The sequence below is a fragment of the Stenotrophomonas panacihumi genome (assembly GCF_001431645.1).
Classification (GTDB): Bacteria; Pseudomonadota; Gammaproteobacteria; order Xanthomonadales; family Xanthomonadaceae; genus Stenotrophomonas_A; species Stenotrophomonas_A panacihumi.
In genome coordinates this window covers 1-11,292 of record NZ_LLXU01000022.1, presented here as the reverse complement: position 1 = coordinate 11,292, position 11,292 = coordinate 1, and the positions used below count along the sequence as shown (strand labels likewise).

General features: G+C 67.9%; 13 protein-coding genes. 7 read left to right on the top strand and 6 right to left on the bottom strand.

Translation table 11 applies throughout. The features are described from left to right. The 6 genes from zipA to ARC20_RS00990 all read right to left on the bottom strand — a co-directional run. Positions 1–732 (bottom strand): cell division protein ZipA (gene zipA, locus ARC20_RS01015; protein ID WP_057642999.1); only part of this gene is annotated, 732 nt, incomplete at its 3' end. Positions 733–847: 115 nt separating this feature from the next. After that, entirely contained in the window at positions 848–4,351 is a 3,504-nt protein-coding gene (gene smc / locus ARC20_RS01010) for a chromosome segregation protein SMC (protein WP_057642994.1), read from the bottom strand. Positions 4,352–4,589: 238 nt separating this feature from the next. After that, positions 4,590–5,042 carry a 50S ribosomal protein L9 gene (gene rplI / locus ARC20_RS01005; RefSeq protein ID WP_057642989.1) on the bottom strand — a complete coding sequence of 151 codons (453 nt, stop codon included), beginning with the start codon at positions 5,040–5,042 and terminating at the stop codon, positions 4,590–4,592. Positions 5,043–5,161: 119 nt separating this feature from the next. Then, positions 5,162–5,392 carry a 30S ribosomal protein S18 gene (gene rpsR / locus ARC20_RS01000; RefSeq protein WP_002804494.1) on the bottom strand — a complete coding sequence of 77 codons (231 nt, stop codon included), beginning with the start codon at positions 5,390–5,392 and terminating at the stop codon, positions 5,162–5,164. An 11-nt stretch (positions 5,393–5,403) separates the two neighbouring features. Continuing rightward, complete coding sequence (gene rpsF, locus ARC20_RS00995; RefSeq protein ID WP_057642987.1) at positions 5,404–5,841, bottom strand: 30S ribosomal protein S6; 438 nt, start codon at positions 5,839–5,841, stop codon at positions 5,404–5,406. Between the two features lie 148 nt (positions 5,842–5,989). Further along, a complete protein-coding gene (locus ARC20_RS00990) occupies positions 5,990–6,328 on the bottom strand; it encodes a HesB/IscA family protein (protein WP_057642983.1) in 339 nt (112 codons plus the stop codon). Positions 6,329–6,549: 221 nt separating this feature from the next. Between ARC20_RS00990 and asnS the strand changes: the two genes are divergently transcribed. Genes asnS through ARC20_RS00955 form a run of 7 tightly spaced genes read left to right on the top strand, consistent with a single transcriptional unit; the run spans position 6,550 to position 10,642 of the window. Further along, positions 6,550–7,944, top strand: coding sequence for an asparagine--tRNA ligase (asnS, locus tag ARC20_RS00985; RefSeq protein ID WP_057642980.1), 1,395 nt, complete (start codon positions 6,550–6,552; stop codon positions 7,942–7,944). A gap of 1 nt (position 7,945) precedes the next feature. Beyond that, complete coding sequence (locus tag ARC20_RS18595) at positions 7,946–8,200, top strand: hypothetical protein (RefSeq protein WP_057642977.1); 255 nt, start codon at positions 7,946–7,948, stop codon at positions 8,198–8,200. Then, positions 8,197–8,502 (top strand): hypothetical protein, encoded by a 306-nt coding sequence (locus ARC20_RS00975; RefSeq protein WP_057642973.1) that lies wholly within the window; start codon positions 8,197–8,199, stop codon positions 8,500–8,502. Before ARC20_RS18595 ends, ARC20_RS00975 begins: the two co-directional genes overlap by 4 nt. Continuing rightward, positions 8,499–8,807 (top strand): hypothetical protein, encoded by a 309-nt coding sequence (locus tag ARC20_RS00970; RefSeq protein WP_057642971.1) that lies wholly within the window; start codon positions 8,499–8,501, stop codon positions 8,805–8,807. Before ARC20_RS00975 ends, ARC20_RS00970 begins: the two co-directional genes overlap by 4 nt. Then, positions 8,807–9,445: an FMN-binding negative transcriptional regulator gene (locus ARC20_RS00965; protein WP_057642969.1), complete on the top strand. Its 639-nt coding sequence runs from the start codon at positions 8,807–8,809 to the stop codon at positions 9,443–9,445. The genes ARC20_RS00970 and ARC20_RS00965 overlap by 1 nt, the downstream gene beginning before the upstream one ends. An 8-nt stretch (positions 9,446–9,453) precedes the next feature. Further along, entirely contained in the window at positions 9,454–10,116 is a 663-nt protein-coding gene (can, locus tag ARC20_RS00960) for a carbonate dehydratase (protein ID WP_057642997.1), read from the top strand. A 7-nt stretch (positions 10,117–10,123) separates the two neighbouring features. Next, the gene (locus tag ARC20_RS00955; RefSeq protein WP_057642967.1) at positions 10,124–10,642 is read left to right on the top strand and encodes a 3-hydroxyanthranilate 3,4-dioxygenase; all 519 of its coding nucleotides are present in this window, start codon (positions 10,124–10,126) and stop codon (positions 10,640–10,642) included. Positions 10,643–11,292: the final 650 nt, after the last annotated feature.

Sequence of the window (11,292 nt, the reverse complement as noted above, 5' to 3'; positions counted from 1 at the left end):
GCGCGGGGCCTTAGTCAAAGGCGGCGCTTGGTGCTGGCGATCGTAGGCGCGCAGTTCGTCGCGAATATGGGCGATGCGCTGGCGGCCCAAGGCATTGCGGCTGTCGTCCAGCACCACGCCTTCCAGCAATTCGGCCATGCGCTGCACGGTCGGCAGCATCTTTTCCCAGGCATCCAGCGCGGTCATCGGCGCCGGCAGGGTCAGGAAGAAGGCGATCGCCGGGGTTTCCATGGCACGGATATTTGCCATGTCGAAACTGCCCGGCTTGAGGATGCTGGCCATGCTGAAGATCGGGCCGCGTTCCGGATGCCCTTCCACCAGCCGGTGGAAGACGTTCATGTGGCCGAAGGTCAAGCCGGTCTTCTCGGCCGCCACCACGATGTCCTCGCCCCGCAGCACCTGCCCCGCCTTGGCGGCGACGAACAGCGAGACGATCTTGTCGAAGTCCTGCGACGGCCGCTTGCCCAGTTCGCTGGCCGCGCTCTCGGCCGCGCCCAGGCCCAGTTCGGGCTGGGAGACCGCCTCGCCGCTGTAGTCGCCGCTTTCCGCGGCGGCGGCGTCTTCGCCAATCACCGGTTCGCGACGTTCGCGCGCGCCCGGTTGCGGCGCCGGCTCGCTCTCGACGCGACGACCCTGCGGCGGCTTCTTCGGCCGGCCAAACAGGAAAATGGCCGCCACCAGCAGCAGGCCAACGATCAGGATGCCAATTCGCATCATGGCCATGTCGGACATCAGCAGCGTCTCCGGCAATGGGTCGGTAATGGGATTCCCGTAAGCCTGTCAGCTAAACGGCGAAATTGAAACCCTGCGCGGGCCGCGGCGTCCATGCTGCGGCGCAACCGTGGCCTCAGGCCGCGCCGGCCAGGCGCGCGGCTTCTTCCAGGTCCACGCTGACCAGGCGGCTCACGCCCGGTTCGCGCATGGTCACGCCGGAGAGCTGGTGGGCCGCTTCCATCGTCGCCTTGTTGTGGCTGACGAACAGGAACTGCACCTTCTCGCTCATCTCCTTGACCATGTTGGCCAGGCGGCCGACGTTGGCTTCGTCCAGCGGGGCATCCACCTCGTCCAGCAGGCAGAACGGCGCCGGGTTGAGCTGGAAGATGGCGAACACCAGCGCCACGGCGGTCATCGCCTTCTCGCCGCCGGACAGCAGCGAGATGCTCGACACGCGCTTGCCCGGCGGGCGCGCCATGATCGCCACGCCGGTATCCAGCAGGTCCTCGCCGGTGAGCTCCAGGTAGGCGTGGCCGCCGCCGAACAGGCGCGGGTACAGCGCCTGCACGCCGGCGTTGACGCGGTCGAAGGTGTCCTTGAAGCGGCCGCGGGTCTCGCGGTCGATCTTGCGGATCGCGTCTTCCAGGGTTTCCAGCGCGGTGGTCAGGTCGACGTTCTGCGCCTCCAGGTACTCGGCGCGCTGGGCGGCTTCGCCGTATTCGTGGATCGCGGCCAGGTTGACCGGCTCCAGGCGGCGCATGCGACCGTCGATCTGCTGCACGGTCTGCTCCCAGTCGGCCACGCGCGCGTCTTCCGGCAGGGTGTTGATGACGTCTTCCAGCACGAAGCCGGCCTTCACCACCGCCGCCGAGAGCTGCTCGGCGCTGAGCACCAGCGCCTGCTGGTCGAGCTTGCGCTGGGAAATGCGCTCGCGCTGCGCCAGCGCCTGTTCGTCGCGCTGGTGGCGGGTCTGCTCCAGGCCGCGCAGTTCGTGGTCGATGCCGTCGAGCTGGGTGCGCGCCTCGGCCAGCACGCGTTCGGTACGCACGCGCTCGCTCAGGGCGGCCTGGTGCTCCTGCTCCAGCGTCTCGACGGGCGAGTCGCCCTCGCTGAGCTGGGCGATCAAATCTTCCAGGCGGGTGTCCAGCTGGCCGCGCTGGCTGCCCATGCGCTCCAGGGTCTGGCTCAGCGAGGTCATCTGCGTGCGCTGGGATTCCAGCGTCAGCGCCAGCGCATGGGAGGCGTCGCGCACGCTGCGCGCGGCGTCGCGGGCCAGGTCGCGCGATTCGGTGAACTGGCGGCGCTCGGTTTCCAGCGCCTGCCGCGTGGCTTCCAGGTCACCCATGCGGCCAACGGCGTCCTCGAGCTTGGCGCGCGCCTCGCGGGCCTGCTCGCGGCTGTTGTCCAGGGTTTCGATCAGCTGCGCCAGCTCGCTTTCGATGCGCTCGATACGCAGGCGCGCGGTATCCACCTTGCCCTGCTGGCTTTGCAGCTGGCCAGCCAGCTCGGAGACGCTGCGGTGCGCCATGTACAGCTGGCGCTGCGCGTCCTCGCGCTGCTGCTCGGCGGCGAGCAGCTGGTCGCGGAAGCTGGCCAGGCGGCGCTCGAGTTCGGCCTCGCGCTCACCCAAAGTTTCGATCTGCGAGCGCAGTTCCTGGATCTCGCGCTCGCGCAGCAGCGCGCCCTGCTTGGCGGCGCCGGAGCGCGAGACGCGCACCCAGCCTTCGCCCAGGCGTTCACCGTTGCGGGTGATCACCGAATCCTGGTCGCCCAGCTGGCGCTGCAACTGGCGCGCGGCCGAGAGGTCGTCAGCGCCGTGCAGGCGCGCGAGCAGGCGACGGATCGCCAGCGGGCCGCGCACCTTCGCCGCCAGCGAGGTCGGCGCGAATTCGCCTTCGCCGGTGGCGTCGGACACCAGGGCGATGCGGCCTTCGCCCAGTTCGCCCAAGGCATCGACCAGCGCGGCCGGGTCATCGACCAGCACGCCTTCGATCAGCTGGCCCAGCGCGCTTTCGACCGCGTTTTCCCAGCCGGCGTCCACCGTGATGCGCTCGCCGACGCGGGCGGCCGAATCCAGCCCGCGCGACTTCAGCCACGCCACCGCGGCACCCTGCTCCTGGCCGAGCGCGGCCTGCTGCAGGGTTTCCAGCGAGGACAACCGGCCACGCGCGGCCTGCGCCTGCTTGCGCACCTCAGCCAGTTCGCCCTGGCTGCCGCGCTGCTGTTCCTGCAGGGCGGCCACCGACTGCTTGCGCACCTCGACCTGCTCGGTGAGGCCGTCCAGCGCAGCCTTCTGCGTCTCGTGCTGGACCTGCGCCTGCTCGAAGACTTCCGACAGCGCTTCCAGGTCCAGCCCGGCGCGCTCGCCGGCGAGTGCTTCGCGGCGGCGGTCGGCTTCCAGGGCCTGGCGGTCGAGGTAGTCCACGCGGGTGCGCTCGACTTCGCAGGCGCGCGAGGCTTCGCCCGTATCGCGGGTGTGGTGTTCCCAGCGCTGCTGCCAGTCGGCGAGCTTGGCCTCCGCCTCGCGCAGCGCTTCCTGCTTGAATTCGTTCTCTTCGCGCAGTTGCTCGAGCTGCGGCTCGGCCGCTTCCACCGCTTCGCGCAGCACGGCCAGCTTGGCCGCGTCGCCGGTGATGTGCTGGGTCAGCTCCTGCAACTGGCTCTGCGCTTCATCGCGCGCCTTGTGCAGGCGCTGCGAGAGCTCGCGCTGGTGGTGGATCTGCTGCTCGATGCGCGCCAGCGCGCCACCCACCTGATAGACGTCGGCCTGCGCCTTGGACATCGCCTCGGCGGCCTCCTCGCGGCGCACGCGCCCGGTCTCGATGCGCGACTCCGCCTCGCGTTGCTCGGAAATCAGCTGCTGCAGCTTGGTCTCCTCGCGCGACAGCGCTTCGCGCAGGCCCTGCACGCGGCCGTCGAGGCCGCGATATTCCAGCGCCTTCCACTCGGCATCCTTGACCCGGCGCTCTTCCTGCAGCGCCTGGTACTGCTCGGCCTGGCGCGCCTGGCGCTTGAGGTGCTCGAGCTGCTTGGTGATTTCCTCGCGCAGGTCGTTCAGGCGGTCGAGGTTCTCGCGCGTGTGGCGGATGCGCGTCTCGGTCTCCTTGCGGCGCTCCTTGTACTTGGAGATGCCGGCGGCTTCCTCCAGGTAGACGCGCAGGTCTTCCGGGCGCGCCTCGATGATCTGGCTGATCATGCCCTGCTCGATGATCGAGTAGCTGCGCGGGCCCAGGCCGGTGCCGAGGAACAGGTCGGTGATGTCGCGGCGGCGGCACTTGGTGCCGTTGAGGTAGTACGCGCTCGTGCCGTCGCGGCTCACGGTGCGCTTGACCGAAATTTCGTTGAACGCCGCGTACTCGCCGCTGATGGCGTGGTCGGCGTTGTCGAAGATCAGCTCGACGGTGGCCTGCGAGACCGGCTTGCGCGCCGAGGAGCCGGAGAAGATGACGTCGGTCAGCGAATCACCGCGCAGGCGGCTGGCCGAGCTTTCGCCCATCACCCAGCGCACCGCGTCGATGATGTTCGACTTGCCGCAGCCGTTCGGACCGACGACGCCGGTCATGTTGGTCGGCAGGTGCAGCGTGGTCGGGTCGACGAAGGACTTGAAGCCGGACAGCTTGATGGTGGAAAGGCGCATGTGGCGTCGGGTTCCGGGCGCCGCGCGGGGCGTCGCCAGCAGGTTTTTCGAGGATTTCCGCGCCCAAGCCCTTGATCTGGCTCAGATCCGGGCAAGCGGGCGTGGCAGTGGACCTTGAGTATAGCGGGCGCGTCACGGCCGGCGGGAAGCCAGGCGGCGGTGCCGGCCACGCGACCGGTGCCGGAAAAAACAACGGGCGCCCTGGGGCGCCCGTTGCAGGATCACGGCGAGGCCGGGATCAGGCAGCGTCGGACTCGACGATGACCTTGACGGTCACTTCGACGTCGGCGTGCAGGTGCACCAGGACGTCGTACTCGCCGATGTTGCGGAACGAGCCTTCGCCCAGGATCACTTCGCTCTTTTCCAGCGGCAGGCCGGCGGCGGTGAACGCCTCGGCGATGTCACGCGGGCCGACCGAGCCGTACAGCTTGCCTTCGGTCGAAGCGTGGGCCGACACGGTCACGCTGGCGCCTTCGAACTTGGCGGCACGGGCCTGGGCCTCGTCCAGCTGGCCCTTGGCGTTGGCTTCGTACTCGGCGCGCTTGGCTTCGAACGCAGCCAGGTTGGCCTCGGTGGCCGGCACGGCCTTGCCCTGCGGCACGAGGAAGTTGCGGCCGTAGCCCGGCTTCACGGTGACCTTGTCGCCCAGGTTGCCCAGGTTGGTCACTTTCTGCAGGAGGATCAGTTGCATGGTTTTGCTCCGTTATTCGTTAGCGAGGGCAGGTGCCGCCGCAACGGTGGCTGTCCGAATAGGACGGGATATCGCTCGCCGCCACCCGGCCGGAAGCCGGGTGTGGCGCGCTGACGTGCTTAGACGTCGTGGTTGTCGGTGTACGGGATCAGGGCCAGGAAACGGGCGCGCTTGACGGCCGTGGCCAGCTGGCGCTGGTACTTCGACTTGGTGCCGGTGACGCGGCTCGGCACGATCTTGCCGTTCTCGGTCAGGTACTGGCGCAGGGTGTTGAGATCCTTGTAATCGATCTCCTTGACGCCCTCGGCGGTGAACTTGCAGAACTTGCGACGACGGAAGAACTTGGACATGTCAGTGCTCCTTAAGCGGCTTCGGCGTTGTCGCCGTCGTTGTCGTTCGAGGCGTTGTTGCCGCCCTCGTTCTCATCGTCGTCACGACGACGACGCTCGCCACGCTCGGGCTTGTCGCCCTTCTCGTCCTTGCTCTTCATGATCAGCGACTGCTCGGTATCCGGGCCATCACGCTTGATGACCAGGTTGCGCAGCACCGCGTCGTTGAAGCGGAAGCTCTCGACCAGCTCGTTCAGCACGGCCTGGTCGGCTTCGATGTTGATCAGCACGTAGTGGGCCTTCACCAGGTTCTGGATCGGGTACGCCAGCTGGCGGCGGCCCCAGTCTTCCAGGCGGTGGATCTTGCCGTTGCCATTCTCGACCAGCGACTTGTAGCGCTCGATCATGGCGGGGACCTGTTCGCTCTGGTCCGGATGGACCAGGAACACGACTTCGTAATGACGACTCATGTTTTCATACCTTTCGGATGTGGCCCCGGAGGGCCGGACAGCCCCCCGGCGGACGCCAGTGGGGCAAGGGTTCCCACCCGGAACCGGGCAGGAAGCAGGAAATTATGGCAGTTCAGGGACTTAGGCGCAACGGGCCGCCCTTTTAGCCTCAGGCCTTGTCGGCTTCCGTGGTGAAGCTCTCGCCGCAGCCGCATTCAGCGGTGGCATTGGGGTTGGAGAACGTGAACGTCTCGCTCAGCCCGTGCTTGCCGAAGTCGATCTGCGTGCCGTCCACCAGGGGCAGGCTCTGGGCGTCGACGTAGATCCGCACGCCCTCCTGCTCGAACACCGCGTCGCCCTCGCGCTGGTCGCGGGCCAGTTCGGTGATGTGGCCCCAGCCCGAACAGCCGGTGCGGGTCACGCCGAAACGCAGGCCGAGCGCGCCGGGGGTCTGCTGCACGAAGCGCTGCACGCGCTCCAGGGCGATGGGGGTGAGGCTGACTGCCATGGGGGGAGGCTCCGGAAGAACGGGACAATTATAGGCCGCGGCCATGAACCGGCCAGCGCGGGCGGCACGACACTGCGTCTTGCGCCCTGCCCTTTGCAGATGAGGGCCGCGGCGGCGCATCGCAAGCGCCCGCGGGCCCCGCGCTCGCCTCGCCAGTAGGCCTTGCCGCATTTACACTTCCCGGCTCATTGGACAGTTCGCTGCGGCGAGGAAGAAACATCATGACGGTGGTCAGCGTTGAACATGCGCTTGCCGGGAAGATCCCGGAAGGCGGCGAGGCGACGGTACGGGGCTGGGTGCGCACGGTGCGCGGGTCTGCGAACCTGGCCTTCGTCAATGTCACCGATGGCTCCTGCTTCGCCCCGATCCAGGTCGTGGCCACCGACACCCTGGCCAACTTCGAGGACCTCAAGCGCCTGACGCCGGGCTGCTCGCTGGTCGCCACCGGCACGCTGGTGAAGTCGCAGGGCAAGGGCCAGGCGTTCGAGATCCAGGCCAGTTCGGTGGAGATCGTCGGCTGGGTCGAGGACCCGCTGACCTACCCCATCCAGCCCAAGCCGATGACCCCGGAGTTCCTGCGCGAGGTCGCCCACCTGCGCCCGCGCACCAACCTGTTCGGCGCGGTCACCCGCATCCGCAACTGCCTGGCCCAGGCCGCGCACCGCTTCTTCCACGAGAACGGCTTCAACTGGATCAGCACCCCGATCATCACCACCTCCGACGCCGAGGGCGCCGGGCAGATGTTCCGCGTCTCCACGCTGGACATGGCCAACCTGCCGCGCAACGCCGCCGGCGAGGTGGATTTCGGCCGTGACTTCTTCGGCAAGGAAACCTTCCTCACCGTGTCCGGCCAGCTCAACGTGGAGGCCTACTGCCTGGCGCTGAGCAAGGTCTATACCTTCGGGCCGACCTTCCGCGCCGAGAATTCCAACACCACCCGCCACCTAGCCGAGTTCTGGATGATCGAGCCGGAAATCGCCTTTGCCGACCTGGCCGAGGACGCGCGCGTGGCCGAGGAGTTCCTCAAGTACCTGTTCCGCGCGGTGCTGGCCGAGCGCGGCGACGACATGGCGTTCATCGCCGAGCGCGTGGACAAGAACGCGATCACCAAGCTGGAAGCCTTCGTCAACGCGCCGTTCGAGCGCATCGAATACACCGACGCGATCCGCCTGCTGCAGGCCTCGGGCAAGAAGTTCGACTTCCCGGTCGAATGGGGCCTGGACCTGCAGACCGAGCACGAGCGCTGGCTGACCGAGGAACACGTCGGCCGCCCGGTGGTGGTGACCAACTACCCCGAGCACATCAAGGCCTTCTACATGCGCCTGAACGACGACGGCAAGACCGTCGCGGCGATGGACGTGCTGGCGCCGGGCATCGGCGAGATCATCGGCGGCAGCCAGCGCGAGGAGCGCCTGGACGTGCTCGACGCGCGCATGGCGCAGTTCGGCCTGGATGCCGAGCACTACGGCTGGTACCGCGATTTCCGCCGCTACGGCACCGTGCCGCACGCCGGCTTCGGCCTGGGCTTCGAGCGCCTGGTGGTCTACGTCTGCGGCCTGGGCAACATCCGCGACGCGATCCCCTACCCGCGCGCGCCGGGCAGCGCGGAGTTCTGAGGTGACGCTGCTGCAACTGGCACTGACGGTACAGCTGGCGCTGTACGGCGTGGCCATCGTGGCGGCGTGTTTCTGCATCGCGCGGGCCCTCGGCCTGCAGCGCCAGGCTTCCCGCCATGGCGGCGGGCCGGAATGGTGGCAGACCGCCGAGGCCCGCCGCGCCGTGTCGCACGCGGTGCGGCCGCTGTGGTGGGTGGTCGGCGCCTTGATCGTCGGCGCGCTGGCGCCACGCCTGATGGGAGCGATCCACGGATGACCCTGTTCTTCGCCCTGTGTTTCGTCGGCGTCGCGGTGGCCGGCTTCTGCGCCTTCGTGATCTTCTGGCCGCTGACGCTGGTACACCTGCGCGACCGCCACCAGGCCCTGGCGGCCGCCCTCGGCCCGGGGGCATTCCTCAAGCCGGCGGCGCTGCAATGGCTGCTGGTGCGCCGCTACCGCGACACCGGCGACCGCGCGCTCTCCGGCCTGGCCACGCCGGCCTGGCTGGCGCTGCTCACCCTTCTCACCGGCCTGGGCATGGCCGCCCTGCTCGGCCTGCTTTCCACGGTAATCAAATGAACGACGAATACACCTTCGAACAGTGGTGGCTGGCCAGCCTGGGCCGCCTGCTGGTGTGGGCCCGCCTGCGGGTCAAGGAAGCCGGTACCGCCGAAGTACTCGACAGCGACGGCAACACCCTGGCCTACGACAGCGAGGACAGCGCGCGCGCCGCGCTGTTCGACGCCGAATTCGTGGCCTTCGACGGGCTGGACGAGGACGACGCGCTGGCGCGTGGCTTCTCGCTGTCCGAAGTGCAGCCGCCGCGCGGCGAAGGCGACGAGCTGGTCCCGCGGATGACCCAGCACCTGGGCGGACGCGCCTGATGCATACCCCGCGCGCCTTCGTCGAAACCGACCTGGCCGCGCTGGATGGGCTGATCGCCCACGACCCGTTCGTCACCGTGGTGACGTTTGCCGGCGGCCTCCCCGAGGCCAGCCACCTGCCCGTGCTGTACCGGCGCGAAGGCGAGCGCGTGTTGCTCGAAGGCCATTGGGCGCGCCCGAATCCGCAGGCGGCGGGCGGCGATGCCCTGGTGATCGTGCAGGGGCCGCATGCCTACGTCTCGGCCTCGTGGTATCCGGACAAGGCCGAGGCGGCGCGCGTGCCGACCTGGAACTACGCGGTGGCGCACCTGCATGGGCGGCTGGCGCCGTTCAACGAGGAAGCCGCCCTGGCCGATCTCGTCGCGCGCCTCAGCGATCATTTCGAAGCGCGCGCCGGCGGCGACTGGCGCTTCGACGCGGACAACCCGCGCGAACGATCGCAGCTGCGCGGCATCGTCGGCTTCCGCTTCGTGGCCGAGCGCATCGAGATGAAATTCAAGCTGAGCCAGAATCATCCGGCCGCGAACGTGGCCGCGGTGATCGACGCGCTCGAACGCCAGGGCGATGACGAAGCCCGTGCGACGGCGGCGCTGATGCGCGACCGTACGGCAGCGACTGTACAGGGGGCTGGAGGATAATGACCGACATGAACTCGCTCACCGATCTACTCGAAAAGAACCGCGCCTGGTCCGACCGCATCAACGAGGAGGACCCGGAATTCTTCGCCCGGCTCTCCAAGCAGCAGAACCCGGAATACCTGTGGATCGGCTGCTCGGACTCGCGCGTGCCGGCCAACCAGATCATCGACATGGCGCCGGGCGAAGTGTTCGTCCATCGCAACGTCGCCAACGTGGTGGTGCATACCGACCTCAACTGCCTGTCCACGATCCAGTTCGCGGTGGACGTGCTGAAGGTGCGCCACATCCTGGTGGTGGGCCACTACGGTTGCGGCGGCGTGCTGGCCAGCCTGACGCAGGCGCGCCTGGGCCTGGTGGACAACTGGATCCGCCATGTCACCGACGTGGCCGACAAGCACGAGGGTTGCCTGCACGACGTGGCGACGCTGCCGCTGCAGCACGCGCGCCTGTGCGAGCTCAACGTGCTGGAGCAGGTGGTGCACGTGGTGCGCACGACGGTGGTGCAGGATGCGTGGAATCGCGGGCAGGAACTGACGGTCCATGGCTGGGTGTACAGCCTGCGCGACGGCCTGGTGCACGACCTGGGCCTGGACGTGAGCGCGAGCGACCAGCTCGATGCGCGCTACGCGGCGGCGCTGGCGAAGATCCAGGCCGACCGGCAGGAGCGCTGAGTCGACCATGCTCACCGCACCGCTCAACCTGCAGGCGTGGATCGAGGAAAATCGTCACCTGTTGAAGCCGCCGGTCGGCAACAAGTGCATCTATGACGGCGATTTCATCGTGATGGTGGTGGGTGGGCCGAACGTGCGCACCGATTTCCACTACGACGAAGGCCCGGAGTGGTTCTACCAGCTCGAAGGCGAGATGGTGCTCAAGGTGCAGGACGAGGGGCAGGTGCGCGACATCCCGATCCGTGCGGGCGAGATGTTCCTGTTGCCGCCGAAGGTGCGGCATTCGCCGCGGCGGATGGCCGGGTCGGTGGGGTTGGTGGTCGAGCGGCGCCGGTTGCCGCATGAGCGCGACGGGTTGATGTGGTATTGCCCGCAGTGCAACCACCTGCTTTACGAGGAGTTCTTTGCGCTCGGGAGCATCGAGAAGGATCTGCCGCTGGTGTTCGAGCGGTTCTATGGCTCGGTTGAGCGGCGGACGTGTTCCGAGTGCGGGACGGTGCATCCAGTGCCTGATGGGCAGGGATGAGGGGTGTGGTTTTTGTGGGGCGGCCGTTGGCCGCCCTTTTTGTTTTGTTCGTGGTTGTTTGTTGGTGGGCTGGCCTGCGAGGTTGATCGGCCGTTTGTGTTTTGTTGCACGGCCTGCGGGGCTGGGGCCCTTTCGGGACACGCCGTGAACCCATCCATGGGGGCTCGTCGGCGCCATCCATGGCGCCAACGGTCCCGAAAGGGCCCCAGCCCCGCAGACCCTCCACATCCCCACGACCGGACGGCAACAACCAAAGCCAGGCACCCACAGCGCACCGCCATCCAACTCGCAGGAGCGACTTCAGCCGCAACCGAAAGAGCAAAGGCAAGGTGGAAATTGAAGGTATGAAGAAGGCTCAGGCGAGCGCTTCTGCTTTTGCTCTTCCCCCTCCCACTCTCCGGCGCGGCTCCGATCGAAGCGTGAAAAATGAAGCGCCTTGCGCCGCCCTGGTGGGTATGGGCGTCAGCGGGCCATGGATGGCCCGCGGCGGCGAGTCGAACAGGATGTTCGCCCGAGCCGTGACGACCCTACCCGCCAGGGCGGTGCCCGCACCGTAAGGCAACACAACTAGCCGCCCTGCACGCAGCGCCTCAACGCTACCGCCTCACCACTTGTAATCGATGTTCGCGTAAACAAACGCACCATTGAAC